This is a genomic window from Gordonia sp. p3-SID1431, from assembly GCF_025143765.1.
Taxonomy (GTDB): Bacteria; Actinomycetota; Actinomycetes; order Mycobacteriales; family Mycobacteriaceae; genus Gordonia; species Gordonia hongkongensis.
Window position 1 is genome coordinate 1 of the sequence record NZ_JAMBDT010000038.1, and the last position, 26,797, is coordinate 26,797.

General features: G+C 68.8%; 27 protein-coding genes. 7 read left to right on the forward strand and 20 right to left on the reverse strand.

Going from position 1 to position 26,797, the window contains the following annotated elements:
- Together secA and hpf are read right to left on the reverse strand one after the other, a co-directional pair.
- The gene (gene secA, locus M4D77_RS11630) at positions 1-2,829 is read right to left on the reverse strand and encodes a preprotein translocase subunit SecA (protein WP_259936255.1); all 2,829 of its coding nucleotides are present in this window, start codon (positions 2,827-2,829) and stop codon (positions 1-3) included.
- Between the two features lie 152 nt (positions 2,830-2,981).
- Positions 2,982-3,803 (reverse strand): ribosome hibernation-promoting factor, HPF/YfiA family, encoded by an 822-nt coding sequence (gene hpf / locus M4D77_RS11635; protein ID WP_058251942.1) that lies wholly within the window; start codon positions 3,801-3,803, stop codon positions 2,982-2,984.
- A 395-nt stretch (positions 3,804-4,198) separates the two neighbouring features.
- On the opposite strand from hpf, the gene M4D77_RS11640 reads away from it, so the two are divergent.
- The gene (locus M4D77_RS11640) at positions 4,199-4,828 is read left to right on the forward strand and encodes a ComF family protein (RefSeq protein ID WP_259936268.1); all 630 of its coding nucleotides are present in this window, start codon (positions 4,199-4,201) and stop codon (positions 4,826-4,828) included.
- Between the two features lie 17 nt (positions 4,829-4,845).
- Here M4D77_RS11640 and lpqB read toward each other — a convergent pair whose 3' ends face one another.
- The 3 genes from lpqB to mtrA are packed head-to-tail and all read right to left on the reverse strand — an operon-like array spanning position 4,846 to position 8,947.
- Entirely contained in the window at positions 4,846-6,594 is a 1,749-nt protein-coding gene (gene lpqB / locus M4D77_RS11645) for an MtrAB system accessory lipoprotein LpqB (RefSeq protein ID WP_259936256.1), read from the reverse strand.
- On the reverse strand, positions 6,591-8,264 hold the full coding sequence (mtrB, locus tag M4D77_RS11650; protein WP_058251944.1) for an MtrAB system histidine kinase MtrB: 1,674 nt from the start codon (positions 8,262-8,264) through the stop codon (positions 6,591-6,593). Before mtrB ends, lpqB begins: the two co-directional genes overlap by 4 nt.
- On the reverse strand, positions 8,261-8,947 hold the full coding sequence (mtrA, locus tag M4D77_RS11655; RefSeq protein WP_091344371.1) for an MtrAB system response regulator MtrA: 687 nt from the start codon (positions 8,945-8,947) through the stop codon (positions 8,261-8,263). Before mtrA ends, mtrB begins: the two co-directional genes overlap by 4 nt.
- A gap of 88 nt (positions 8,948-9,035) precedes the next feature.
- Between mtrA and M4D77_RS11660 the strand changes: the two genes are divergently transcribed.
- Both M4D77_RS11660 and M4D77_RS11665 read left to right on the forward strand, forming a co-directional pair.
- On the forward strand, positions 9,036-9,689 hold the full coding sequence (locus M4D77_RS11660) for a dTMP kinase (protein ID WP_065631845.1): 654 nt from the start codon (positions 9,036-9,038) through the stop codon (positions 9,687-9,689).
- Positions 9,690-10,068: 379 nt separating this feature from the next.
- Positions 10,069-10,584 carry a hypothetical protein gene (locus M4D77_RS11665; RefSeq protein WP_139104678.1) on the forward strand — a complete coding sequence of 172 codons (516 nt, stop codon included), beginning with the start codon at positions 10,069-10,071 and terminating at the stop codon, positions 10,582-10,584.
- Between the two features lie 29 nt (positions 10,585-10,613).
- On the opposite strand, the gene ahcY is transcribed toward M4D77_RS11665, so the two are convergent.
- From ahcY to M4D77_RS11725, 12 genes are all read right to left on the reverse strand, one after another.
- A complete protein-coding gene (gene ahcY, locus M4D77_RS11670; RefSeq protein ID WP_159371312.1) occupies positions 10,614-12,083 on the reverse strand; it encodes an adenosylhomocysteinase in 1,470 nt (489 codons plus the stop codon).
- A gap of 109 nt (positions 12,084-12,192) precedes the next feature.
- Positions 12,193-12,372, reverse strand: a complete 180-nt coding sequence (locus M4D77_RS11675) for a methionine/alanine import family NSS transporter small subunit (RefSeq protein WP_065631842.1) — start codon at positions 12,370-12,372, stop codon at positions 12,193-12,195.
- Entirely contained in the window at positions 12,369-13,946 is a 1,578-nt protein-coding gene (locus M4D77_RS11680) for a sodium-dependent transporter (protein ID WP_065631841.1), read from the reverse strand. Before M4D77_RS11680 ends, M4D77_RS11675 begins: the two co-directional genes overlap by 4 nt.
- Before the next feature lie 188 nt (positions 13,947-14,134).
- A complete protein-coding gene (locus tag M4D77_RS11685; protein ID WP_058251950.1) occupies positions 14,135-14,437 on the reverse strand; it encodes a WXG100 family type VII secretion target in 303 nt (100 codons plus the stop codon).
- Positions 14,438-14,483: 46 nt separating this feature from the next.
- Positions 14,484-14,807 (reverse strand): WXG100 family type VII secretion target, encoded by a 324-nt coding sequence (locus M4D77_RS11690; protein WP_259936257.1) that lies wholly within the window; start codon positions 14,805-14,807, stop codon positions 14,484-14,486.
- Positions 14,808-14,925: 118 nt separating this feature from the next.
- Positions 14,926-15,747: an ESX secretion-associated protein EspG gene (locus M4D77_RS11695; RefSeq protein ID WP_259936258.1), complete on the reverse strand. Its 822-nt coding sequence runs from the start codon at positions 15,745-15,747 to the stop codon at positions 14,926-14,928.
- Positions 15,744-16,799, reverse strand: a complete 1,056-nt coding sequence (locus M4D77_RS11700) for a PPE domain-containing protein (RefSeq protein WP_065631838.1) — start codon at positions 16,797-16,799, stop codon at positions 15,744-15,746. The genes M4D77_RS11695 and M4D77_RS11700 overlap by 4 nt, the downstream gene beginning before the upstream one ends.
- 77 nt (positions 16,800-16,876) lie before the next feature.
- On the reverse strand, positions 16,877-17,188 hold the full coding sequence (locus M4D77_RS11705; protein WP_065631837.1) for a PE family protein: 312 nt from the start codon (positions 17,186-17,188) through the stop codon (positions 16,877-16,879).
- Positions 17,185-18,477, reverse strand: coding sequence for a hypothetical protein (locus M4D77_RS11710; protein WP_254661297.1), 1,293 nt, complete (start codon positions 18,475-18,477; stop codon positions 17,185-17,187). The genes M4D77_RS11705 and M4D77_RS11710 overlap by 4 nt, the downstream gene beginning before the upstream one ends.
- Positions 18,478-18,524: 47 nt before the next feature.
- Positions 18,525-18,833, reverse strand: coding sequence for a type VII secretion target (locus M4D77_RS11715; protein WP_058251955.1), 309 nt, complete (start codon positions 18,831-18,833; stop codon positions 18,525-18,527).
- A gap of 58 nt (positions 18,834-18,891) precedes the next feature.
- Positions 18,892-19,203, reverse strand: a complete 312-nt coding sequence (locus M4D77_RS11720) for a YbaB/EbfC family nucleoid-associated protein (RefSeq protein ID WP_078113319.1) — start codon at positions 19,201-19,203, stop codon at positions 18,892-18,894.
- Positions 19,204-19,211: 8 nt separating this feature from the next.
- A complete protein-coding gene (locus M4D77_RS11725; RefSeq protein WP_065631835.1) occupies positions 19,212-19,592 on the reverse strand; it encodes a hypothetical protein in 381 nt (126 codons plus the stop codon).
- 373 nt (positions 19,593-19,965) lie between these two features.
- On the opposite strand from M4D77_RS11725, the gene M4D77_RS11730 reads away from it, so the two are divergent.
- Positions 19,966-21,612, forward strand: a complete 1,647-nt coding sequence (locus M4D77_RS11730) for a MinD/ParA family protein (protein ID WP_259936259.1) — start codon at positions 19,966-19,968, stop codon at positions 21,610-21,612.
- Between the two features lie 321 nt (positions 21,613-21,933).
- Here the strand turns inward: M4D77_RS11730 and M4D77_RS11735 are convergent, their stop codons facing one another.
- Complete coding sequence (locus tag M4D77_RS11735; RefSeq protein ID WP_065631897.1) at positions 21,934-22,560, reverse strand: DedA family protein; 627 nt, start codon at positions 22,558-22,560, stop codon at positions 21,934-21,936.
- A 241-nt stretch (positions 22,561-22,801) separates the two neighbouring features.
- On the opposite strand from M4D77_RS11735, the gene M4D77_RS11740 reads away from it, so the two are divergent.
- The 3 genes from M4D77_RS11740 to M4D77_RS11750 are packed head-to-tail and all read left to right on the forward strand — an operon-like array spanning position 22,802 to position 25,162.
- Positions 22,802-23,878, forward strand: coding sequence for an alpha/beta fold hydrolase (locus M4D77_RS11740; protein WP_065631833.1), 1,077 nt, complete (start codon positions 22,802-22,804; stop codon positions 23,876-23,878).
- Between the two features lie 34 nt (positions 23,879-23,912).
- Positions 23,913-24,437, forward strand: coding sequence for a hypothetical protein (locus tag M4D77_RS11745; RefSeq protein ID WP_065631832.1), 525 nt, complete (start codon positions 23,913-23,915; stop codon positions 24,435-24,437).
- A 59-nt stretch (positions 24,438-24,496) separates the two neighbouring features.
- Positions 24,497-25,162, forward strand: a complete 666-nt coding sequence (locus M4D77_RS11750; RefSeq protein WP_259936261.1) for a TM2 domain-containing protein — start codon at positions 24,497-24,499, stop codon at positions 25,160-25,162.
- 89 nt (positions 25,163-25,251) lie between these two features.
- Here M4D77_RS11750 and truA read toward each other — a convergent pair whose 3' ends face one another.
- Together truA and rplQ are read right to left on the reverse strand one after the other, a co-directional pair.
- Positions 25,252-26,190, reverse strand: coding sequence for a tRNA pseudouridine(38-40) synthase TruA (gene truA / locus M4D77_RS11755; RefSeq protein WP_083207441.1), 939 nt, complete (start codon positions 26,188-26,190; stop codon positions 25,252-25,254).
- A complete protein-coding gene (gene rplQ, locus M4D77_RS11760) occupies positions 26,147-26,767 on the reverse strand; it encodes a 50S ribosomal protein L17 (RefSeq protein ID WP_065631830.1) in 621 nt (206 codons plus the stop codon). The genes truA and rplQ overlap by 44 nt, the downstream gene beginning before the upstream one ends.
- Between the last annotated feature and the right edge of the window lie 30 nt (positions 26,768-26,797).

Genomic DNA, 26,797 nt, shown 5'->3' on the forward strand with positions numbered 1-26,797 from the left:
TCAGCGGCGCTGCTTCTTGGCCTTCGGCGGCTTCGGCCGGGACCCCTTGGTGATGGCGCGGGCCGCGGCGCGGCGCTCGCGACGGCTGGCGGATTCCGCGGCGCCCGAGAGCTCCTCCTCCTCGGAGTGCACGACCGTACCGCCGCCCTCGCCCGGGCCCGAGTACGTGACCGCCGCGTCCGCCGACTGAGTCGGGGCCCGCAGGGCGGCCGGGGCCTGAGCACCGGAGTCGGCGGCCGGAGCGGGAGCGGGCACCGGTGCCGGGGCACCCGCGCCCACGGCCGCGCGCAGGTCGGCAGCACTCGGGAGCGGTTGCTCGGCCGCCGGCTGCTGTGTCTGCACCTGCGCGTTGAACAGGATGCTCAGCGTCTCTTCCTTCAAGCCCTCGAGCATGCCGTGGAACATGTCGAAGCCCTCGCGCTGGTACTCGACGACCGGGTCACGCTGTGCCATCGAACGCAGGTGGATGCCCTCGCGCAGGTAGTCCATCTCGTACAGGTGGTCGCGCCACTTGCGGTCGAGCACGCTCAGCAACACGCTCCGTTCGAGCTGTCGCATCGCGCCCTCGCCGGCGATCGCGTCGATCTGCTTCTCACGGGTGTCGTACGCGGCGCGCGCGTCGGCGACGAGCTTCTCGCGCAGCTCGTCGGCCGAGATGTCATCGCGCTCACCGTATTCGGACTCACCGACGACATCCTTCGGATCGAGCTCGATCGGGTACAGCGCACGCAGTGCGGTCCACAGCTCGTCGAGATCCCAGTCCTCGGCGTAACCCTCGGCGGTCGCACCGTCGACGTAGGCCCCGACGACGTCGTCGACCATCTGCTTGACCTGCTCGTGGTGATCCTCGCCCTCGAGGATGGTGCGGCGCTCGGCGTAGATGACCTTGCGCTGCTCGTTCATCACCTCGTCGTACTTGAGCACGTTCTTGCGCATCTCGAAGTTCTGCTGCTCGACCTGCGTCTGCGCGCTGCGGATCGCCTTGGTCACCATCTTCGCCTCGATGGGGACGTCGTCGGGCAGCCGGTTCATGATCGCCTCGAGCGCACCGCCGTTGAATCGACGCATGAGCTCGTCGGCGACCGACAGGTAGAACCGCGACTCACCCGGGTCGCCCTGGCGGCCGGAACGGCCGCGCAGCTGGTTGTCGATACGGCGTGACTCGTGGCGTTCGGTGCCCAGCACGTACAGACCGCCGGCCGCGCGGACCTCCTCGGCCTCCTTCGCGGCGTCGGTGCGGGCGACCTCGATGGCCTCGTCCCACGCGGCCTCGTACTCGTCGGGGGTCTGCACCGGGTCGAGACCGGCCTTGCGAAGCCGGGTGTCGGCGATGATGTCGGGGTTGCCGCCGAGCACGACGTCGGTACCGCGACCGGCCATGTTGGTGGCCACGGTGACCGCGCCGAGCCGACCCGCCTCGGCGATGATCTGCGCTTCCTGCTCGTGGAACTTCGCGTTCAGGACGCTGTGCGGGATCTCGCGCTTCTTGAGCTGGCGGGAGAGGTATTCCGAACGCTCGACGCTGGTCGTACCGATCAGGACAGGCTGACCCGTCGCATGGCGCTCGGTGACGTCGTCGACGACCGCGGCGAACTTCGCCTCCTCGGTCTTGTAGATCAGGTCACCCTGGTCCTTGCGGATCATCGGCTTGTTGGTCGGGATCGGCAGCACCCCGAGCTTGTAGATCTGGTCGAACTCGGCGGCCTCGGTCTCGGCGGTACCGGTCATCCCGGACAGCTTCTCGTAGAGGCGGAAGTAGTTCTGCAGCGTGATCGTGGCGAGCGTTTGGTTCTCGGCCTTGATCTCGACGCCCTCTTTCGCCTCGATGGCCTGGTGCAGGCCCTCGTTGAAGCGACGCCCGTCGAGCACGCGGCCGGTGAACTCGTCGACGATCATGACGTTGCCGTTGCGGACGATGTAGTCCTTGTCGCGCTGGAACAGCTCCTTGACCTTGATCGCGTTGTTCAGGTAGCTGACCAGGGGCGAGTTGGCGGCCTCGTAGAGGTTGTCGATGCCGAGGCGGTCCTCGACGAACTCGACGCCGGCCTCGTGGACACCGACGGTCTTCTTCTTGATGTCGACCTCGTAGTGCACGTCGCGCTCGAGCAGCGGGGCGATCCGCGCGAACTCGGTGTACCACTTGCTCGACCCCTCGGCGGGGCCGGAGATGATCAACGGGGTACGGGCCTCGTCGACGAGGATCGAGTCGACCTCGTCGACGATCGCGTACGAGTGGCCGCGCTGGACGAGGTCCTCGAGCGAGTGCGCCATGTTGTCGCGCAGGTAGTCGAAGCCGAATTCGTTGTTCGTGCCGTAGGTGATGTCGGCGGCGTAGGCCTCGCGCCGCGCGGCCGAGCTCATGCCGGTGAGGATGACGGCGGTGTCGAGACCGAGGAACCGGTGCACGCGGCCCATCCACTCGGAGTCGCGCTTGGCCAGGTAGTCGTTGACGGTGACCACGTGCACGCCGTCGCCGGAGAGCGCGTTGAGGTAGGCCGGGAGCACACAGGTGAGCGTCTTGCCCTCACCGGTCTTCATCTCGGCGATGTTCCCGTAGTGCAGCGCCGCCCCGCCCATGATCTGCACGTGGAAGTGCTTCTGGTCGAGCACTCGCCACGCCGCCTCGCGGGCAACCGCGAAGGCCTCGGGCAGCAGCTCGTCGAGCGACGCCCCGTCGGCGATGCGCTCTTTGAACTCGTCTGTCTTGGCACGCAACTCGGCGTCGGTCAACGCCTCGACGTCATCGGACAGCGTCTCGACGTGCGATGCGATCGCATCGAGTCGCTTGACCATGCGGCCTTCGCCGACACGCAACAGCTTGTTCAGCACCGTGGATCGAGTCCCTCACCTGTAGAAAACACACGGAATCCGGCCCGCGCGAACGCACAGACCGGATCCCATGGTACCGAGGTGAGCTGAGCAGACCCTGATCGGATCGTCGGACATCGACCGGATGACCGCCTGCGGGGCCCGCTCGGGCGTCAGGTCAACCTGATGAGCCCGTAGTCGAAGGCGTGCCGGCGATAGACGACGGACGCCTTGTCGGTCTCCTTGTCGTGGAACAGGAAGAAGTCGTGGCCGACCAGTTCCATCTCGTAGAGCGCGTCGTCGACGGTCATCGGCACGGCCGTGTGCTCCTTCACGCGGACGATCTGACCGGGTGTGTATTCCTCCACGCCGTCGTCCCACTGTTCGGCGGAGTCGGCCGCCGTCGAGTTCGGATCACCGACGAAACCGTCCACGGAGAGCTGGTTGTCGCGGAGGGGCGGCGCACCGATCTCGGTGGCTTCGGCGACCGAGAGCGGCCGACGGTTGCCGTGATGGACACGGCGGCGGTCCTTGACGCGGCGCAGCCGGGACTCGACCTTGTCGAGCGCGTGTTCGAGGGCGGCGTAGAAGTTCTCGCCGCAGGCCTGCGCCCGGACGATCGGCCCCTTGCCCGTCGCGGTGATCTCCACCTGTTGACAGACCTTGGACTGTCTCCGGTTGCGCTCGTGGTTCAGCTCGACGTCGAATCGGTAGATGGTCGGATCGAATCGCTCGAGACGAGCGAGTTTGTCGCCGACGTAGATGCGGTAGTGGTCGGGGATCTCGACGTTGCGGCCGCTGAACACGACCTTCGCGGTGGGTTCGGCCGGCTCGTCGGCGTCCACCGTTCCCGGTGGGCGGACAAAGGCGAACTCCGGATCGTAGGAATCGTTCTCGGTTGATCGGCGGTCGGGCGCGGGACCCTCCTCCACGGTCGGCCGTGGGTCGGCGGTCTTCGGTTCGCGCTGGCCTTTGCGGTGGATGACTGTGGACATTCAACTACCTCCTGAATTGTCCCGAAGCCGGTTGAATCGCCGTGATCTGTCGTCGCACTGGCGATTCGAACGGCACCGAGGATGTGTCCATGTCAGCTGACAGCTGACACTCAAAGACAGGGGCATCACCTCCCGGCAAAAGCGGTCGTGGCCGGCACACCTCGACGGCCTCCGGCAACCTGCTGTACCCCCGACCGTAGCCGCAAGTTCCGGTGTCGGCCACGTTTTGCGGCGCGGCGTCGGCATGTCGGGACGAACGGGCACGAGATCCTCCCGCGAGCACCCGTGCCCCGGTTGTGCACACCCTCGCCCACCGCCCCGCACACCTGTGCGAGGTGCACTACCGTCGGCGCGTGACGTGGCGCCGGGAGGTCTTCGAGGCGGGAGCCGATCTGATGTTCCCGATGGTCTGCGGCGGGTGCGGTCGCCCAGGTACCCGGTGGTGCCGACGGTGCGAGCGCGCGTTGTCCGACGCCCCGATCGCGGCCCACCCTCGGGTCGCGCCCGGCGTCCCGGTCTGGGCGCTGGGCCGGTACCGCGGTCCGCATCGGCAGGCGATCATCGCGCTCAAGGAACACGACCGTCGCGATCTTGCCGGGCCCCTCGGCACCGCTCTCGCGCTCGGTGTCCGCGTCCTGGCCCGGTGGGGTGAGCTCCCCGACGCCGAACGGATGCTGCTGATCCCGGCACCGACCCGCCGGATGACGGCGCGGCGACGCGGCGGGGACCCCGTCACGGCGGTGGCGGCGAACGCGGCGCCCGCACTGGGCCGACGGGTACGGGTCGCACCGCTGCTGGTGACCTCGGCGACGGCACGGGACTCTGCCGGACTCGACGCCCGGGCCCGCGCCCGGAATCTGCGCGGGGCCGTCCGGCTGCGCTCCGGCGCCGTCCCGACCCCCGGGGCGAGCGCGATCCTGGTCGACGACGTGCTGACGACCGGCGCGACCGTGACCGAATCAGTGCGCGTGCTGGCCGAGAACGGCGTCGACGTCGCGGCGGTCGTCGTGCTCTCGGCTGCCTGACGGTAGCGGCTCGGATTTCAGGGCAGGACCGGGATCGCGCCCTCGATCATCGCCGGCTCGACCTCGGTCCAGTACTGGTCGGGTTGGCCGTTGCTGCTGCCGAGTCGCAGCACACCGCGCTGATCGCCCACGTAGATCGTCGAGGCGTTGGCGACGACCGCCCGCACCGGCGGTGACACGTTGCCGCTCAGCAGGCCAACCGCCGGGGTGCCGTCGATCGACAGTTGCACGACCGGCGACTCGGGTGCCTCGCGCGCGATCATCAGCGTCGTCGGCGACGCCCAGTCCACCGAGACCGCGCGGTTGCCGATGTTGTAGGCCGCGATCCGCGGGCTGGTCAGCGAGACCTGGCCCTCGGTGTTGGTCGACAGCACCGCGAAGACGATCTGTCCGCCGACGACCAGTGCGGTGCGCACACCGTCCGGGGCCACCTGCATCTCGGTGATCGCGCCTCGCGCGACCGTCGGGATCGCCGAAGCCTCGACGGGCACGGTGGCGGTACCGTCGTCGTCGCGTTGCCATTGGATCGGTTTGCCGTCGACGACGACCCACACGGTGTTCTCGTCGGAGCCGAACGACGGCCGGGTGATCGACGACCCGCCGACGATCGGTCCGACGTCCCCGCCGTAGTCGCCGATCGCCAGTTCGAGCCTGCGCTCGGGTCCGGACAGACTCCGGACCGCGGCCACCCGCGCCCCGTTGTCGGAGATGGTCGCCGACCGCAGATCGCGCGCCGACCCGAGCGGCCCCTGCACCGGCACGGTCGCGGTGTCGGTCACCGCCCGCAACGCGCCGCCCGTGACGATGTTGAGCCCGACATCGGTGGTCGGCACAGAGTTCGGATCGAAGGCCCGCACGTCGGTGGTCTGCCATCCGGAGGCGCGTTCGGCCGCCAGCGGCGCGCCGTCGGCGTCGATGACGTAGGGCCCGGATATGTCGGCGCCGTCGAGCGTCCAGATGATCTGCGCCGCCAGCAGATTGCGATCCCGCGCGGGGGCGCTCCCGATGCCGTCGAGATCCACACGTACGCCGCCCCCGGCGAGGCCGACGACCGGACCCCGCAGTGCGGCTCCGTTGGGGAAGCCGCTGTCCACTGCCGCCGCGAGGTCCGACGCGGGTCCCGCGATCAACCGGTTCACCAGCACGGTCGGGTCGGTCGCCTGTCCCGCGTAGAGCCAGCGCGGGTCGGGGACGAGCCGGCGCCCGGTGCGGTCGCTGTAGTACAGCGAGACCGGCCGGTAGGTGCTGTCGAACTGGTCCCGGTCGATCATCGTGCCGTTCGGCAGGGGCCCGTCGATGCGCCACTGGTCTCCCGAGCGGGTGAGGCTGATGCTGGTCTCGACCCGTCCCGAGGCCGGCAGCAGCTGACCGTCGGACTTGAGGGTCCCGACGTTGTCGCCGATGAGCCGCATCCGCACCGAGTCCTCGTTGCGTTGGTCGACGAAGGTGTTGATCTCGTCGACGATCAGCGCGTCGCCGCGGTCGTCCCACTGCTGCGAGGCGACCGAGGTCAGGAAGGCGCGCGCCGACCGATGCGCCGAGTCGGGATCGACGGTGGACTTCAGGAAGGCCCGCACCAGGGCCTCGGGATCCATGTCGGCCTGGGGCACCGGGACGGCGTTGGTCGCGCCCTCCCGTTCGAACGATTTGATCGGCTGGGGAGACGAGTCGTTGGGGATCGCCCCGCACGCGGTGACCAGCAGCAGCGCCGCGATGCCGAGCGCCAGCGCCAGGACGGCGCGGCCGGACCGGGATGACCGCATCATTCGGCACCCGCTCCCGGGCCCGCGGCGCGCCCACCCGTCCTGGGCGCGGATGTGCGCTGCAGGGTGCCCACCGACTTCAGGGGCAGCGGCGAACCGAGGACCTTGTGCCCGCGCACGAGCGGCAACGTCAACCGGAAGCACGCGCCCTTGCCCGGTTCACCCCACGCCTCGAGGCGCCCCTGGTGCAGGCGGGCGTCCTCGATGCTGATGGCCAGGCCGAGGCCGGTACCGCCCGAGCGCCGGAATCGCGACGGGTCGGATCGCCAGAACCGGTTGAACACCAGCTTCTCCTCCCCCGGCCGCAGTCCGATGCCCTGATCGCGCACGGTGATGGCCACCGCGTCACCATCCGAACGCATGGTGAGCGTCACCGGTTTCCGTTCGCCGTGATCGATGGCGTTGGCGAGCAGGTTCCGCAGGATGCGTTCGACGCGACGCGGATCGATCTCGGCCAGGACGGGTTCGGCCGGGAGATCGAGGACGAGCTCGGTGCCGGTCTCCTCCGCGAGGTGACCGACGGTGGCCAGGGCACCGTCGATCGGGATGGCCATGTCCATCCGCTCGGCGGCCAGCTCGGCCATGCCGGCGTCGTGACGCGAGATCTCCAGGAGCTCGTTGAGCAACGTCTCGAAGCGGTCGAGTTCCTTGTCCAGCAGTTCCACCGACCGCTTGCGGACCGGGTCGAGATCCTCGCGGCCCTCGTAGAGCACGTCGGAGGCCATCCGCACGGTGGTCAGCGGTGTACGCAGTTCGTGGCTGACGTCGGAGGTGAACTGCCGCTGCAGTCCGCCGAACTCCTCGAGATGGGTGATCTGCTTGGACAGGCTCTCGGCCATGTCGTTGAAGGACATCGCGAGCCGGGCCATGTCGTCCTCACCGCGGACCGGCATTCGCTCCTTCAGTCGGCCGTCGGCGAACCGCACCGCGATCCGCGACGCCGACCGCACCGGGATGACGACCTGACGCGACACGAGCCACGCGATCGCGGCCAGCAGACCGAGTAGCACGATGCTGCCCGTCAGCAGCGTGCCGCGGACGAGGTCGAGCGTGTTCTGTTCCGCGGTCAACGGGAACACCAGGTACAACTCGAGGCCGGGCACCGAGGCGTTCGTGGGACTGCCGACGATCAGCGCCGGCGCCCGACCCCCCGTCCCGTCGGGGACCTGGGTGTACTGGTAGGCCACCTGACCGCCGCGGACCATGTCCCGCAGGTTCGACGGCACCTCGGCCGTCGGCCCGACGCCGCTCGCGACCCCGTTGTCGGAGCCGCCCGGTACCAGCAGGACGGTGTCGAAGGCACCGACGGCACCCGACGCCTGCCCGGTGTCGGCGTCCCGGTCGGTGAGCAGGGACCGCGTCTGACGCAAACGGTTCTGGACGGACATGTTGCCCGCGCCGCTCGACAGATCGCGCTCCACCGAGATGCGGGCGCGATCGATCTCCTCGGTCGCCGCCGCCAGCTTGACGTCGAGCAACCGGTCGGTGATCTGGGTGACGAGGACGAAGCCGAGAATGAGGAGAACGACGACCGACAGCACCAACGTGGACACCACGACCCGCAACTGCAGCGAGCGCCGCCAGATGTGCCCGAAGGCACGTCCGACAGCGCCGGCGGTGCGGGTGAAGCGTCCGAGAGTGCTGTTGACCCGTCGTCGAGATCGACCGATCACGGCGGGCCGGCCTTGTAGCCGACCCCCCTCACCGTCAGGACGACCTCGGGATTCTCCGGGTCGGTTTCGACCTTGGCGCGTAACCGCTGGACATGCACGTTGACGAGTCTAGTGTCCGCCGGGTGCCGGTATCCCCACACCTGTTCGAGGAGGACATCGCGGGTGAACACCTGACGGGGCTTGCGCGCGAGCGCGACGAGCAGGTCGAACTCGAGCGGGGTCAGCGAGATCGGCACGCCATCGCGGGTGACCTTGTGGGCGGGCACGTCGATCTCCACCGGGCCGATCGACAGCAGCTCGGCCGGTTCCTCGTCGGTCCGGCGCAGGCGCGCACGCACCCGGGCGACCAGCTCCTTCGGCTTGAACGGTTTGACCATGTAGTCATCGGCGCCGGATTCCAGGCCCAGCACCACATCGACGGTGTCGGACTTCGCCGTCAGCATCACGATGGGCACACCCGAATCGGCACGCAGCACACGGCAGACGTCGATGCCGTTCATGCCGGGCAGCATGAGGTCGAGAAGCACCAGATCGGGACGGATCTCCCGGACCGCGGTCAGAGCCTGTGTGCCGTCGCCCACCACGAAGGGCTCGAAACCCTCGCCGCGCAACACGATCGTCAGCATCTCGGCGAGTGCGGCGTCGTCGTCGACGACGAGGATGCGGGGCTTCATGTTGTCAATGGTGACATCACCGTGATGAAACCGTGGTGATCGACGCGCCGGGACGGACGTTCTGACCCGTTTGGTCCCACCACCTAGACTCCCCGGCGTGGGTCAATTGATAGCCGTGGAAGGACTCGACGGCGCCGGCAAGAACACCTTGGTCACCGGTCTGATCGACCGATGGTCAGCGGCCGGACTCCGGGTCGCGACGTTCACCTTCCCCCGCTACGGCCGGTCGGCGACCGCCGACATCGCGGCCGAAGCGCTCCACGGTTCGCACGGTGACCTACGCGACAGCGTGTACGCGATGGCACTGCTGTTCGCGCTCGACCGGGCCGGAGCGGTCGAGGACATCCACGCCGCCACCGAAGCCCACGACATCGTGATCCTGGACCGCTATGTCGCGTCCAACGCCGCCTACAACGCCGCACGTCTGGAGCAGGGCGCCGGCGGTGAGATGGTGCGGTGGGTCGTCGACCTGGAGTTCGGCCGATTCGACATGCCGGTCCCCGATCGCCATGTCCTGCTCGGGGTGTCACCGGAGGTCGCGATGCAGCGTGCGGCATCGCGCGCCGACCAGGACGCGGCGCGAGCCCGGGACGCCTACGAACGCGACGACGCCCTGCAGCGCCGGGTCGACGCCGTCTACCGCGAACTCGCCGAGGACGCCTGGATGTCGCCCTGGCACCTGTTCGACGGTGAGGATGTCGCAGGCCTGGCCGACGAGCTCCGTACCGACCGGACAGCACCGACCGAATGACGCGTCCGATGACCTCGCGGCGCCCTTTCGATAGCCTGGGACCACCGATTCTGAAGGGCGTTTCATGACCTATCAGCCACCGCCACCAGGTGGTGGACCGCCGCCGTACGGTCCCCCGGGCCCCGGCCGGCCGGGCCCGGGTCCTCACGGTTCGGGCCCGCCGGGTCCCGGCAGGCAGGGCCCCGGTCAACAGGGTCCCGGTCAGCAGTACGGCCCGGGTCGGCAACCAGTACCCGGTCCGCAACGCCCGGCGGGATACGGCCCTCCGCCCGCCCCGTACGGCCGCCCCCCGTTCGCCCCGGGACAGTACGGTCCCTCCGGGCCCGGGACCCCCGGCTTCGGGGGTCCGCCCGGCCCGCCGCCGCGTGGCAACACCGGGGTGATCGTCGCCTGGGTGCTCGGCGGCGTCGCGGTCGTCGCGGTGATCGCCCTGGTCCTCACGGTGGTGGTGACCAGATCGTCGTCGGACGACACGGTGGTCGCCGGTTCGTCGAGCGCGACGTCGGGCCCGACCTCCGCCTCCGACGACCCGTCGCCGAGCGAGAGCGGGTCGGAGCCGGGATCGACCGACTACACCGCCCTCTCCGAGATCCGGGCGGCGTTGCTCGCCTACATCACCGCCCGCAACGAGCGCGACGTCGCGCGCATGCGCGCCGCGGTCTGCACCCAGTCCCGCGACCGGATCACCGGCGTACCCCCTGCCGACGGCGGAGACATCGTTCTCGACGGCTTCCTCGACACGGTCTTCGACGGGAACGTCGCCCAGTCCGAGGTCGTGTCCCACCTCGAGAAGGGCACGGAGAGAACGGCATCGGAGAAGTCGAACGAGCGCTTCCTCAAGGAGGAGGGTTCGTGGATCTACTGCCCCGACGCCGAACCCGACATCGGAACCTGACTTCGGGAACCCGGCTTTCGAACCCCCGGTCAGTAGCGGTAGTGCTCGGGCTTGTACGGCCCCTCGACATCGACGTTGATGTACTCGGCCTGCTCCTTGGTGAGCTTGGTGAGCTTGCCGCCGAGCGCCTCCACGTGGATGCGGGCCACCTTCTCGTCGAGGTGCTTGGGCAGGCGGTAGACCTCGTTGTCGTACTCGTCGTTCTTCGTCCAGAGTTCGATCTGCGCGATGACCTGGTTCGAGAAGCTGTTGCTCATGACGAACGAGGGGTGACCGGTCGCGTTGCCGAGGTTGAGCAGACGGCCTTCGGAGAGCACGATGATCGACTTGCCGTTCTCGAAGATCCACTGGTCGACCTGCGGCTTGACGGTGATGCGCTTGGCACCCGACCGCTCGAGGCCGGCCATGTCGATCTCGTTGTCGAAGTGGCCGATGTTGCCCAGGATCGCCTGGTGCTTCATCGCCCGCATGTGCTCGAGGGTGATGATGCCTAGGTTGCCGGTCGAGGTGATGACGATGTCGGCGTTGCCGATCGCGTCCTCGACGGTGACGACGTCGAAGCCGTCCATCAGCGCCTGCAGCGCGTTGATCGGGTCGATCTCGGTGACCTGGACGCGGGCGCCCTGGCCGGCCAGCGACTCCGCGCATCCCTTGCCCACGTCGCCGTAGCCGCAGATCAGCACCTTCTTGCCGCCGATGAGGACATCGGTGCCGCGGTTGATGCCGTCGATCAGCGAGTGGCGGGTCCCGTACTTGTTGTCGAACTTCGACTTGGTGACCGAGTCGTTGACGTTGATCGCCGGGAACGCGAGGTCGCCGGCGGCGGCGAACTGGTACAGCCGCAGCACACCGGTGGTGGTCTCCTCGGTGACGCCCTGGACCGACTCGGCGATCGCGGTCCACTTGCCCTTGTCCGTCTCGAACCGGTTGCGCAGCAGTTCGAGGAACACCTTGTACTCGGCGGGGTGATCGTCCTCCGCGGGCGGGACCACGCCGGCCTTCTCGAACTCGGCGCCGCGGAGCACCAGCATCGTGGCGTCGCCACCGTCGTCAAGGATCATGTTGGCCGGTTCACCGGGCCAGGTGAGCATCTCCTCGGCCGCCCACCAGTACTCCTCCAGGGTCTCGCCCTTCCAGGCGAAGACCGGCACACCCTTCGGCTCGTCCGGCGTGCCGTTGGGCCCGACGACGATCGCCGCGGCCGCGTGATCCTGGGTGGAGAAGATGTTGCACGACGCCCATCGCACCTCGGCGCCGAGCGCGGTGAGGGTCTCGATGAGGACCGCGGTCTGCACGGTCATGTGCAGCGAGCCGGAGATACGAGCTCCCTTGAGCGGCAACACGTCCGCGTATTCGCGTCGAAGCGCCATGAGTCCGGGCATCTCGTGCTCGGCGAGCTCGATCTCCTTGCGGCCGAAGTCCGCGAGGGACAGGTCGGCCACCTTGTAGTCGATTCCGTTGCGGCTGTCGGCCTTCAGCTCGTCCTGAGCAGTCGTCACTTGATCCCCTTGTCGTTCGCGTCGGGCGCCCGTCGATGCGGGCGCGAATGCGTTCGATCCAGGCTAACCGAACGACCGGGCGGTTCCGAGGGGCAGGTGCTCCGGGGCCTCAGGTGTCGCGCGAGGGGTGGGGCCGGGCCGCGCGGTCGGCGTCCTCCCGGACCATGTCCGGATCCTCTGCCAAGTCCTCCACCTCGGGCCGACGACGAAGGAACACGATGCTCGCGACGAGCCCACCCCACACGATGGTGATCGACACGATGAGCATGACGATGGCGATACCGCTCATCGGACGGTCTCCTTCGTGGACGGGCCGGAAGTGCGGCCGGTGTCGGCCAGCGGTGGCCACGGTAGGAAGTCCGGTTGATCCCGGCCCTTCCAGGACGGCAGGGTGAGCAGCACCGCAGCCACGACGACCAGCGCGATCGTGCCCCAGCCGAAGACGCCGAGGTACCACGTCGGGTATCCCTCGTATCCCTCGTCGATGACCGACCACACCTTCTGCACCAGCATGATCGTGAGGAAGATCGGCGCCACGACCCCGACGAGCGCCAGCCAGATCTTGCCGACCTTGAACGTCGAGACGGCGTTCAGGTGCTGGCGCAGCATGTCTCCGCGGCGGAGCACCCAGATGAGGATGACCGTCATCATGATCGCCGACGCGACGACGCCGACGTTGTTGGCGAACATGTCCACCGTGTCGAGGGCGATCAGGCCCGAGGTCGTGGAGAACAGGGCGATCGAGATCAGGCCACAGATGCCGGAGACGCCGACCGCCGCCTTGGTGCGGCTGATGCCCCACTTGTCCTGGAGCGCACCGGACACACCGATCATCAGCGAGATGAGCGAGGTGAAGCCCGCGATCACGAGCGAGCCGAAGAACAAGGCCCCGAAGAACGCGGCGCCCGGCATCTCCGAGATGACTGCCGGGAACGTGACGAAGGACAGGATCGGACCGGTCAGGCCCTCGAGATCCGAGACGGCCACCTGCTGCTGGTAGGCCAGGAATCCGAGCGCCGAGAACACGCCGATGCCGGCGAGGATCTCGAACGAGGAGTTGGCGAACGCGACGACCAGACCCGAGCTGGTCATGTTGGCCCTGCGTCGCTGGAACGACGCATAGGCGATCATGATGCCGAACGCGATCGACAACGAGAAGAAGATCTGGCTGTAGGCCGCGATCCACACGTCGAGGTCCTTCAGAGCGGCCCACTGCGGGGTGAAGAGGGCGTTAAGCCCGTCGGCGGCGCCGGGCAGGGTGATCGCCCGGATCACCAGACCGGTGAACCCGATGAACAGCAACGGGATGAACACGATGTTGACCTTCTCGATGCCGTTCGCGACACCGAGCGCCAGGACGGCCAGCACCGCGAGCCACACGATGACCAGGGGCAGTGCGACGCCGCCGACGATGGTCGTCGAGACACCCGGATCACCGACCTGGAGGTAGTCCTGCGTGAAGAAGGTAGCCGGGTCGTCGCCCCAGCTCTGGTTGAACGAGAAGACGAAGTAACTGGCCGCCCACGCGATGACCGCCGCGTAGTAGACGCCGATGACGAACAGCAGACCGGTCTGGAACCAGCCGAGCGTCTCGACCGGCTTCTTGATGCGCCGGAACGACAAGGGTGCGGTGCCGCGGAAGCGGTGCCCGACCGCGTAGTCCAGGAACAGCACGGGAATGCCCGCGGTCAGCAGGGCGACCAGATACGGGATGAGGAACGCGCCACCGCCGCTCTCGTACGCGACGCCCGGGAAGCGCCAGATGTTGCCGAGGCCCACTGCGGAACCGATTGCGGCGAAGATGAAGCCGGAGTTCCGGGTGAACTGCTCCCGACCACCTCCGACGGTCTTGGCAGATGCCACCGCTTACCTCCTCGTCGAGATCTGCGCCCTCGGGGCACGGGTGCCGCGAGGTCTGTAGACGTCGACGCTATCGCACGAAGCGGGACTCCCGCGGGCGTTGGCAGACGGCGCGCCCGAACGCGAACGGGGACCCCGGCGCACGGCCGTGGGGTCCCCGTCCTGACGTCGGGCTACGTATCGGTCGGCGGTCAGACGAGACCGCGGAAACCCGTTCCGATCGCTGCGTCGGTGTCCTGCATGACGCGGCTGGCGTTGCTGACACCCTGCTCCAGCGCGGTCAGCGAGTCACGGGACTGGGTGAAGATCCGATCGAAGGCACCCTGCGCGTCGACGTAGGCGGCCTTGGCCTGCTGGGAGTTCCAGTTCCCGTCAAGGGCGGCGACCTGCGCCTTGAGCTGCGAGTTCAGGTCCTCGAGCCGGGTGAAGGCAGCCCGGAGGCCGCCGCTGAGATCGCCGAGAGCGGCGAAGTCGTAATTGATGGAGCCGTTCATGGTGGGTTCCTTTCGCAGAACGTGAGGTTCGGGATGCGGACCGGTGTCAGACGCTGGTGTTGAGTCCGCGCGCGGCAGCCGCGTCCTGGTCCTCGTAGCCGGCGAAGCCGTTGGTGAGCTGGGTCTTGATCTGCTCCAGCAGCTGGTTCATGGTCAGCGCGGCCTTGTTCCAGTCGGTGTGCGTGCCGTCGAACGCGACACCGGCCGAGCCCTGCCACGTGGGTATGGCGTTTCCGGCGTGCTGGGCAATCTGGTTGATGACAGTCTTCATGTCCTCGACGAGACTGCCGACCTTGGCTGCGGTGGCCTGTCCGTCCGCGACGTTCACGGTGACGCCGGCGCCGCCGCCTGCTCCGGGCAAGTTCAGCATGAGTGCTCCTCCTGTGTAACGGCACCGTTTGGCGATGCCCCCGTTGGTATCCGTGACACAGATACCCCTGACAGTTGATTCCCGCGGCGGTCTGTTCCGCGGAATCCCCCGATGCGGATCATGGCATCCATTTCCCGTCGGGCAGGGTCTCTATCAACAGGCTGACCGCCTGTGCGATTCGATGACCCGTTCCCGGCGAGAAGGTGGTCCACACCCGACCGTCCGGGGACTTGCTGGGACTGGACACGATTCGACCCCGTTCGGTGTCGAAAATCGCGACAGCTCCAGAAGATTGAGCGAATCGTCCGTCCTCGTTCATCGAGGCGACGACCTCGGTGCGGGTCCGGCACGACGCGAACCCTGCCGAGACGACGACGGCATCGGCCGGTGCGGCGCCGAGCGCGTGCAGGGCGTCGGTCGTCTCGGTGCCGGCCCGACAACGGCCGAGCCGGTCGACGACCTCGTCGGACGGAGCCGAGAAGGCCGTGAATTCAGCTGGCGCCGCACCGGATTCGAGAGCGTCGAACTGAGCCCGCACGACCGCGGCAAGAGCCTCGACGTCGGCGACATCGACGACCGTGACGTCGACGCGACGGCCCGTCCGCGTCACGAGTACGTGGTCGTGGCCGTTGCGCGCCACACAAATTCGGCGAACCGCGTCGTCAATGTAGGAGCGGATCTCGATCTCACGCTGCGGTTGCGCCAGCACCCGTAGCACCGTCGACGCCCACGGTGTGGGCTCACCGTGCTCGACGAGTTCGAGCGCCGCGATCACCGCGTCGGGGTCGGCCTGGGCTGATTCGGTGCCGGCGCCGGACTCCACGGCGGCGTTCTCGAGATCGAGGACGACCGGCCAGGTCTGGACTCCGAAACGTTCGCCGAGCCGGCACAGGACTGCGGCGTCGAACGTCATCCCGGCGTCGTGCGTGATCGGCATCATCGGCGTTCACCCGGATTGCCGAGCATCAGCGTCTCCGACAGATAGCGCGGATCGACGTCGGGACTACCATGCCCGTCTGGCGCCGAGACATAATGCGCAGCAGGGCGATCTGACGTGGCCAGCTCGGCCCAGGTCGACTGTTCCGTGGATTCGGTCGCCACCGAGGACGGAGGGTCGGACGAGTCCAGTTCGGCGGCATCGGCGCCGACGGTGCGGACGACCGAACCGCGGTCCGCCGTGGCGACACCCGGAGCCACCGGCGGCGGTACGCCGGGGCCGATGCCGGGGGCCGACGTCCCCGGACCGCCGCCGGACGTCGCGGCGGCGACCTGCGATGGTCCGCTCGCGACGATCGTCGGTGCGTACTTCAGCTTCTCGGGCGGCGGCAGGAACACTCCCCCGATGCCCGCGGGCATCGCCGCACCCAGAGGCGCGGCCGGCGCCGGGGTCGGAGGTGGCGCGGCCGCGCGGGCCGCCGCCGCCTGCTCGGCAGCGAGCGCGTCACCGGACACGAGTCCCGGTGCGGGTTTCGCCGATTCCCACGGCGCGGCAACAGGTTCGGTGGCATTCTCGTACGTCTGCATCACACGGGCAGCCCGCATTCGCTGGTGCGCGACCGCACGCTCGGCCTGGGCGGCCGCACCGGCGATGATCGGTGCGACCGCGGTGGCGGTGGTTGCGATCTCGTGCAGTTTCTCGACGACGTCGACCTCGGCGAGGTCGGGCATGTTCAACCGCGCGACCGTGATCGCCGCGGCCTGGGCTTCGGCGCGTGTGGCATTCTCGGCCGCCTCGGTCGCGACTTCGGCGAACCACGGGGCCAGCCGGGTCAGCTTCTCGAAAGCCGCACTGGTGTGGGCGGACTGCCAATGTGCCCCCAGGCGTGCCAGCACGGCGGCGTACTCGACACCGGCTTCCCCGACCTCCGCGGCGAGAGCGGCCCAGGCCAGGCCAGCTTCCGCCAGCGGCGCGGGCCCGGGACCGGCGCCGAGGTCGGCGGCGAGCTGTTCGGTCGGGCGGGTGTCCCAGTTGACTCCGGTGAAGCCGATCACGAGCGCCTCCCTTCGATGCCGGCGGATTGTGGATGTGTGAGCGGAATGATGTTGCTACGCAGGCGGTTCGCGCTCTGCTACAGCGCCACCCGGAAGGCGTCCGACGCCTCGGCATCGCCCTCGATGAAGCCGGCGGCCTGCGCGCGGAGTACGGCGGCGATCTTCCGCATCTCCAGAACTCCCGTCGCCGCGTCGGTTTCGAACTTCTCGGCCACCGTCGTGAAACTCTCGGCAGCTGCGGTCGAGACCTCATCGCGACCCTGCGCGGCCACGGGCAACGCCCGACCGGCGGCGGTGAGCGCGTGCTCCAGGCGATCGGCGATCCGGTCGAGGTCGCTTGCCGCCGAGACCAGTTCGGCGGGTTCGACGCGGAGTTGCGAGTTGCTCATACTTCCTCGTTTCGTTTCGGACCGGGCACGCCCAGTCGCAGTTCGATGTCCGGGCTGGGATCGGGTTCTGCGGCTTCCTCATGGCCGATGACCGCTGGCGCGACCTCGGGCGACTCACCGACCACGCGACGGCCGTTGTCCTCGGTGACGAGATAGTCGGGTACCGAGTGCTGGTCGTCCGCGGCGCCCGCGCCCCGCGCGCCCGCGGCACCCATCGGGGCACCGCCCATCGGTGCGCCACCCATCGGCATCGCGGCAGGCGCCGTCACAGGCCTGGCGGTCGTCGATGCACCGAGCGCGGGTTCGCCGAGGTTAAAGTTCGTCGGGACGGTCGGCCGCGAAGCGCCCAGCGGCGTCGCTATTCCGCCCACGCCTGCGATGCCACCGCCACCGCCTCCTCCCCCGCCACCACCACCGCCGCCCGCGCCCTTCGACTTCGGCGACAGCGCAGCCGGGACGACGGCGGGAGAACCGTGTTCGACATTCAGCATCTTGCTGATCGGTTGCATCAGCGAGGTGGGCAGTTCGGTGGCCGTCGACATCGCCGGCGACACGACGTCGAGGATCGAACTGGCCAGCGTGAACGGCGATTGTCCCGCGCCCGCGGTGGGTGCACCGGTGACGGCGACCGGGGCACCGTTCACGGCCATCGCCGTCGTCGGGCCGAGTAGTTCGGCCCGGGTCACCGCGACCGCGGCGGTCGCCTGCGACAGTCCGACGGAGGCGAACCCGGCCGCAGCTGCGAAGCCTGCGCCGACCGCCGGTCCCATCATCATCGGTACCGCGAAGCCGGTGATCTTCGCGACCGTCGCCGCGATGATCCCCTGCACGACTGCGAGTCCCTTTGCCACGATCGCGGCCGCCGTCTTGGTATCCAACGAGATCCCCGACCCCTGCGTGGCCAGAGCCGAACTGTTCGCCCCCGCCTCGGCGGTCTTGGCGCCGGCGCTCACCGCGCCCTGCCCTGCCCACAGCTGGTCGGCGAGTTTGAGTGCGCTCTGCCCCATCGTCATCGACGTCTCGAGCACCTTGGTGAGGCTCTCGAAGATGACGGTCGGGTCGAAGCCGCCACCCGAGAGGTCACCGGTGCCGAAACCGCCCAGCAGGTCGGTCATCGGTTTGATGAACATGTCCAGGTTCGGTGGCTGCAGCGGTGGCAGTCCCGGCATCGGCGGCAACGGGGGCAGCACCGGCAGCGGAGGCAGACCCAGTCCGCCCAGGACGTCGGCGACCGTGCGGTCGAGGATAGGGCCGAGCGGGGTCGCCTCGATCATCTCCTGCACCGTCATGTGATTCAGGGCAGGCACATCCGGGATGCCCGGTAGCGGTGGAACCGTCACAGCACCGAACGGATGGCTGCGGCACTGGCGGCATCGGTGCCCTCGAACTCGGCGAGACCCGCCGCAGTCGACGCCGCGGTGGCGGCATGGACGGCCGCGAGCTGCCCCACCGACATGAGGTGACTGGCCTGCGCAGCGATGAACGCGGCGAGGAACTCCTGCCCGATGAGCCCGAAGACGGGGACCATCGCCGCGGTGTTGGCCGCGGCGTCGATCGACCCGGCGGTGCCGACGGCGGTCGCCATCGCGGCGTTCGTGGCGGCGAAGCCCTCGAGCACCTCCGGCGTCACCTTGACGTTCGTCATTCTCGAACCCCCTCGTGGGTGTCAGTCTGATGGATCGGTGTCATGTCGGCCGGGTCCGTCATTCGGCCGGACGAGCGGCCAGCATGTCGCCGAACGACTCGTTGAACTCCTCGGTCACCGCGGCGATCCGGGCGTAGACCTTCTGTGCGGCCAGCGCGGCGGTCGTCACGACCTGGTCGGCCAGCCGGCTCGCGCCGAGTTCGTTGGCGCCGTACGCGAATTCGAGGTCGATGAGCGCGCCTTTGCCGTCCACCTCGGCGGTGACCAGCCCGTCGGACGACGTCTCCCGGACCGAGATCGCGCGTAGCTTCTCCTGAAACCCGTGCAGGCCGTCGAGCTGCCGTTGCGCGCGCGCCTCGAGTTCGTCCATCCCCCAGGTCATCGCTGCAACCACGACGCGGGCGCGTCGGCTTCCTCGTCGTCGCGCCATTCGGCTCGTGCGAGATCGTCCGGGCGGGGCAACTGCATCTCCTGCACGAGGTCTCGGTCGATGCCGGCGGCGAGCAGGTTCTCGCGGAGCCGGATACCGGCGGACATCGCCGCCTGCTGACAGAGTCGGAGGATGTCGCTGGCGAGCAGAGCCGGATCCTTGTCGAGTTCGGACGCCTCGATACGAACCGCCACCGGAAGACCTTGCGCGGTGGTCCGGACGCCGAGCCCGCCCGACCGTGACCGCGCGGTCACGAACTCGTGCAACACCGCCCACGGGTCGTCGGGATCACCGTCGACGAGATCCCGAGGATCGTCGGAGTAGGTCATGGAAAGCTGCACCCCCTTCACGCCGAATATGACGCAGCCGGGGCCCCTTCCGGTTCCATCGAATTTTCGTTCGACGGAACCAGACCTCCCACATACGGATCCGTGAGGAACCGCGCACCCCGCTGCGCACATGTGTTGAGTGCCTGCATAGTGCCATACTCGGTTCGGCCCCACCACACCAGAGATGCACTATGCCGAACGCGTGTCCTCGAGACGGCCCTGTGGACGTCGTCCGGACCAGGTCGAGGACCTTGGGTAGACTGCCGCAGGACGCAGCCGGGGTCGATCGACAAAACGGGGTGGATCGCTGCACGCCTCGCCGAACTCGCCGCAACGCGATCGGCGCCCGGCCGCTTGACCAGAGGATTCCCCGATGACGTACGAGAACCCGACGAGACCGGACGGAACCGGGCCCGGCAGCCCTGATGCCGACGCCCCGGCGCCGCCGCCCTGGCTGCAGTTCGCTCCGCCGACCGCCGCTCCACAACAGCCGCCGGCTGCAGCACCCGCGGCGCCCGCACCCCGGGGACCGTCCGCACGCCCGGACAGCGCATCACCGGCCCGCGAGACGATGCCCCCGCGGCCGGACTTCGAAAACCGGTCCGCGCCACCGCCCGACCATCCCGCCGCCGTCCGTCCGCCCGCCGACCATGCCGGCGCCGCCGACCGCCCCGGGCCCACGCCCGCCGGTCCGCATCCTCACGACGGGCCCGCTCCGCCGGAGTCGCGTCCCGAGATCTCACCGGCCGAGAACCCGGTCGCTCCCCCGTGGCCGCCGCAGGCCCCTCCCGTCCCGGGGCCGGACCACTTCGGACCCCACAACCTCGGACCCGGGCACGTCACCGGCCCGGCACCGTCATCCGGAATGCCGCCGCACCCCGCCTCGCCGCAGATCGTGCCGCCCGCCCCGCCGGCTCCCCAGTCCGCTCCCGCGTGGTCCGCCCAGCCGGGGATGCCACCGACTCCGGTCGCCGGCCATCAACCTCCGCCGTACGCGGGCCCCGCTCCGATGGGCCCCGGTCCCGCCCCCGCCTTTCCCGGGCAGCCGATGCAGCACGGGTACGGGCCACCGTCGGGAGGCCCCTCGCTCGACGAGGTGGCCCTCATCCGAAAGGCCCGTCGCGCACCGAGTCGCGGCTGGCGTCGTGCGGTGCACACGCTGTCGGCCGGCGCGATCAATCCCGGTGAGTCGCAGGGCGACATCGAATATCAGCAGCTGCTCGAACGGGTGAACCGGCCGGTCCGGGGCGACTATCGGATCGCCGTGCTGTCGCTGAAGGGCGGAGTCGGCAAGACGACGACCACCGTCGGCCTCGGCTCGACGTTCGCCTCCCTGCGGGGCGACCGCGTCATCGCCGTCGATGCCAATCCCGACCTCGGTACGCTCGCACAGCGCATTCCGCAGCAGACCCGGTCGACCGTCCGCGACCTGCTCGCCGATGAGAACGTCTACCGCTACTCAGACGTCCGGGCCCACACGTCGCAGGCGCCGAGTCGCCTCGAAGTCCTTGCCTCCGAACGAGATCCGGCGATGGCCGAGGCGTTCAACGAGGAGGAATACCGCGGCGTCATCACCGTGCTGCAGCGCTTCTACAACATCATCATCACCGACTGCGGCACCGGTCTGAGCCACTCGGCGATGAACGGGGTCCTCGACCTCGCGAACACGATCATCCTCGTCAGTTCCCCGGCTCTCGACGGCGCCCGCAGCGCCGGCGCGACCCTGGACTGGCTGGAGGCGCACGGTTTCGGACACCTCGTCTCGCGCGCCGTGGTCGTCCTGAGTTCGTCGCGACCCGGGTCGTCGACCATCGACACCGACCAGCTGGGTCAGCACTTCCTCACGCGGTGCCGCGCCGTGCACAAGATCCCGTTCGACGACCACCTCGCCGAAGGCGCGGACGTCGACCTCGAACTGATGTCGAAGCCGACGAAGCGATCGTTCGTCGAACTCGCGGCGACCATCGCCGACGATTTCTCAGGTGGCCCCGGACAACGGGAGGAGCCGTTCCTCCGCTGACCGACCCCTGATTCCGGGGGGCGGCCGACGGGACCTGGTGAGACGCGGGGCCGACCCTTCGTGACGCGCCCTCCGCAGGCTCCGGGCGCTCCTCAGGGACCGGTGGTTGGTCGCGCCTTTCCGCAGGCTCCGGGCGCTCCTCAGGGACCGGTGGTTGGTCGCGCCTTTCCGCAGGCTCCGGGCGCTCCTCAGGGAGCGGCGGTTGGTCGCGCCTTTCCGCGAGCTCCGGGCGCTCCTCAGGGGAGCAGAGGGAGGGCGTCGCTTGCACCCCTCAGACCAGCGATTTTGTTGTTCTTTCGGATCAGGGACCGGCGGTTCGCCTCAAGGCGTCTCGGCGCGCCGATCCCGGCGCGCGATCCGCCAGCGCCGACCGAAGTGGATGAACGTCGGTATGACGATCGTGCACACGGAGGCGATGATGAAGATCTCGATGTTGTCGCGGATGACCGGGATGTTGCCGAGGAAGTAGCCGAGCAGGATGATCCCGGCCGCCCAGGTGAAACTGCCGAGCACACTGAACAGGGTGAACGTCCGATGTGGCATGCCGCTGAAGCCGGCGACCAGCGGGGTCAGGGTGCGGACGATCCCGATGAACCGGCCGAAGAACACGGTGAGCGGCCCGAAGCGGTCGAAGTAGTGGTTCGTCTTGGCGAGATACTCGGGTCCGATGGTGCGCATCAGTTTGCCCTCGACCACCCCGCGCCCCACACGGCGGCCGATGAAGTAGCCGCACTGGTCGCCGATGATCGCCGCCAGCGGCACAGCCAGGCACAACAGCCACAGCGGTGCGAAGGGATCGGGTTGCGCAGCGAACACGCCGGCGGTGAAGAGCACCGAGTCGCCGGGAAAGATGAACCCGACCAGGATGCCGGTCTCCACGAAGATCAGCACGCAGAGTCCGATGAGGCCACCGGTGGCCACGAAGGACTCGATGTCGAAGGGGTTCATCGAATCCAACACTAGTGGCGCAGCGACCCGCCGGGGCCCGGTGACCGTCGCGACGTGGCAAAGCGTCGGCAACCATTCAGATCCCGGCAACCCAGGTCCGGCCGGCACCCCGGCACCCGACGCGCACGACGACCGGTGATGCGGTTTACTCGACGACTAGCGGGACAACGCCCGTTGCCATCCACCGCTCCGTCGCGAGGACGCGACCGACACCGCCCGAGCGACACCGAGGGGAGAGACAGTGCCCACCAAGCACCGGGATCCGTCCCCGACCACGACGTCCGGTCCGACGCTGCGTCCGGTCTCCGACACCGACGTCCGCATCGAGTACCACACCATCCACGGCTACCGGCGCGCCTACCGGATCGCCGGCAGCGGTCCGGCGCTGCTGCTCATCCACGGCATCGGTGACAACTCGTCGACGTGGGACGAGGTCATCCCGATCCTCGCGCAGCACTACACCGTCATCGCACCCGACCTGCTCGGCCACGGGGAATCGGACAAGCCACGCGCCGACTACTCGGTGCCGGCCTTCGCCAACGGCATGCGCGACCTCCTCGTCGTCCTGGGGATCAGCAAGGTGACGGTCGTCGGCCACTCCCTGGGCGGCGGCGTCGCGATGCAGTTCTGCTATCAGTTCCCGCGCTTCGTCGAGCGCCTGGTGCTGGTCGCGGCCGGCGGGGTCACCCGCGACGTCAACCCCGCCCTGCGGTTGTTCTCGCTGCCCGTCGTCCCGCAGGTGCTGTCGGTACTCCGCGTCCCCGGCGTGATCCCTGGTCTCACGACGCTCGCGAAAGCGATCGTCGCCGCGCCGGTGCCGCCCCTGTTCCCGTCCTCGGCCACGCCCGAACATCTACTGGCCGACCACGAGGACCTCATGCGGGTCCTCGGTGGGCTCGCCGACCCCACCGCGTCGGCCGCCTTCCTCCGCACCCTGCGCGCCGTCGTCGACTGGCGCGGCCAGTCCGTCACGATGCTCGACCGCTGCTACCTCACCGAACGCCTGCCGGTCCTGCTCGTGTGGGGCGACCGGGACATCGTGATCCCCCATCACCACGGCGAACTGGCGCACTCGGCGATCCCACACTCGGAGTTCGAGACCTTCTCCGGCTCAGGACATTTCCCGTTCCACGACGACCCCGAACGGTTCTGCCGGATCGTCATCGACTTCATCGCGCGCCACGCGCCGGTGGAATTCGATCCGCTCAACTGGCGGCATCTGATGTCCGAGGGCGCCCATCCGGAGCAGTTCGTCGGCGACGACGAGACCGTCGACGAGGTGCTCGAGGCCTTCGGAGACGAGCGCAACGCCACCTGACCCGAAACACACACTCGTATGCCACCATTGCGGGATGACGTACCCGGGGAATGGCAATGACGGCACCCGTCCGTTGCCGCATCAGCCGAACGCCTACGACTCCAGTCCCGGCTTCGTGCCCGCTCCCGCCCAATTCCCGGGCCCCGGCATGGGTTACGCGCCGCCCGGGCCGTTCTTCGACGCGGGTGCCGCAGCATTACCCGAGCCGCCGCTCGTGGTCATCGGTGACATCACGTGCACACAGCACTACGTGATCACGCCGTCGGGCACGTTCCCGCTCGCGGGTTCGCAGTGGGAGGTCACCGACATGTCCGTGTCCTCCGAACAGATGTCGCAGACGGGCCTGGTGCTGGCGCTGGTCGGGTTCTTTCTGATCTGCTTTCTGAGTCTGCTGTTCTTGCTGATGAAAGAACGGCGCACAACGGGCTTCATCCAGGTACGGGTCCGGGGCGCGGGCGGCGCGATGCACGTCACCAACATCCCCGCCACGTCGCCCTGGACGATGAGCGATGTGTCCGGTCGCGTGTACTACGCACGCGAACTGGCCACCGTCGCCTGAGCCGCCCGCACGTTCGAGATGAGCACGCCGCTCCATCCAGTCACGAGGAGGACCACCCGATGACCACACCAGACAACCCGGGCGACAAGCCCCACGACCCGTTCGTCAAGCAGCCACCGGCCGACGCCTCGCCGTCGTACGGCACCGACCCCGGCCAGCAGCCGGGGGGTTCGGAGTTCGGCACCGCGGGGACCTCGCAGCCCGGCGTCGGCAATCCCCAGTACGGCGACCAGCAGTACGGGAGCCAGCGGTACGGCGACCAGCAATACGGCGACCAGCAGTACGGGGCACCCCAGCAGTACGGCGACCAGCAGTACGGGGACCAGCAGTTCGGGGCACCGCAGCAGTACGGCGCACCCCAGCAGTACGGAGCCCCGCAGGGCGGGTATCCCGCGGCGCCCGGTTACGGCTACGGCGGCGCTCCCGACCCCACTGCTCCCTACGGCCGCGACCCGGCCACCGGCGAACCGCTGTCCGACAAGTCGAAGCTGGTTGCCGGCCTGCTGCAGATCTTCCTGGGCAGCCTGGGCGTCGGCCGCTTCTACATCGGCGACAACACCACCGGCGCGATTCAACTCGGCCTGACGATCCTCGGCTACATCACCGCGATCTTCCTGATCGGGTTCGTCATCATCTTCGGTGTCGCCATCTGGGCGCTGGTCGACGGCATCATGATGCTGACCGGCAGTGTTCGGGACAAGAACGGCCTCAAGCTGGGCAACTGACCGCTGCGCTCGAGGAGGCCCCGGGGATCGGTCCCCGGGGCCTCCTTGTGTCACAACAACTCCGGGGTCGCCGTCGAGACGGCGGGTGGTCACCCACCGCAGCAACCGGTCGACCCGCGCACGTCGCGGGTCACCGTGTTGCGTGCGGCGAGTTCGTCGTCGGCGGGATAGTCGACGCCGACCAGGCACAGACCCCGGGCCTCGGCGACGGGTACCTGGCTACTGCGTTCCCGCTCCTCGAGAAGCCCACGGCACCAGTCGATGTCGCGCCTGCCGTCGCCCACACTCGCGACCGCGCCGACCAGCGACCGCACCATCGACCAGCAGAACGCGTCCGCGCTCACCTCGCCGACGAGGACTCCTTCGGCGTCCCGAGTCCAAGAGAACCGCTGCAATTCCCGGATCGTGGTCGCACCCTCCCGCCGACGGCAGAACGCCGCGAAGTCGTTCAGGCCGAGCAACTCCGACGATGCCGCGTTCAACGCGTCGACGTCGAGCGGCCGACGCCATGTCGCGGTCGTCCGCGCGACCACCGGTTCGGCACCCCACCGTGCATCGGTCAACCGGTAGCGGTAATGCCGGCGCAGCGCCGAGAACCGAGCGTCGAACTCCTCCGGGACGACGCGCACGGCCGTCACCCGGACGTCATCGGGACACATCTTCGCGAGACGCCCGACGAGCGTCGCGGGGTCGCCGGCGATCGATCGGGTCTCCAGCACCGACCGCGGAACCGCGGCGTGTGCGACCTGCCCGGTCGCATGCACACCGGCGTCGGTGCGCCCCGCCACGGTCAGCCGCACCGGCACCCGTAGGACCGTCGACAACCTCGTCTCGAGTTCCTCGCACACGCTGCGCTGGCCGACCTGCCGTGCCCATCCGGCGAAGTCGGTGCCGTCGTACGAGATGTCGAAGCGGAGACGACAGAACCCGCCGGCACCGGAATCGGCGCCGACGGGTTCGGTCTGCGGTTCTCGACTCAGTCGACTACTTCTTCTCACCGTCGACGTCGGCTCCGGCTGCCTCGGCATCGGGAGCGGTCGCGGCGGTGGACTCGTCGTCGACGGCCTCGGCGACAGCTTCGGCGTTGGCGACCTCGGCATCGGTGGCGTCGGCCTCGACGGCCTCCACCACGTTCGCGTCAGCCGAATCGGTATCAGCGACAACCTCTTCGGTGGCGTCGAGCTTGTCCTCGGCGGCCTTCTTGGAGGCGGCGACGCGGGTCGCGCGGCTGGCCTCGCTCGACGCGGTGGACTCGCGCACCAGCTCGATCACGGCCATGGGGGCGTTGTCGCCCTTGCGCGGCAGCGTCTTGATGATGCGCGTGTAGCCACCGGGACGATCGGCGAAGAACGGGCCGATCTCGTCGAACAACGTGTGCACGACGTCCTTGTCACGGATGTCCTTCAGCACCTCACGGCGGTTGGCCAGCTTGCCGGCCTTGGCGTGGGTGATGATCTTCTCCGCGTACGGACGCAGGCGCTTGGCCTTGGCTTCCGTGGTGGTGATGCGGCCGTGCTCGAAGAGCGAGGTGGCGAGATTCGCCAGCATCGCCTTCTGGTGGCTGGCCGACCCGCCGAGGCGGGCACCCTTGGTGGGCTTGGGCATTGTCTTCTCCTAGGAGGACCCCGCATCACT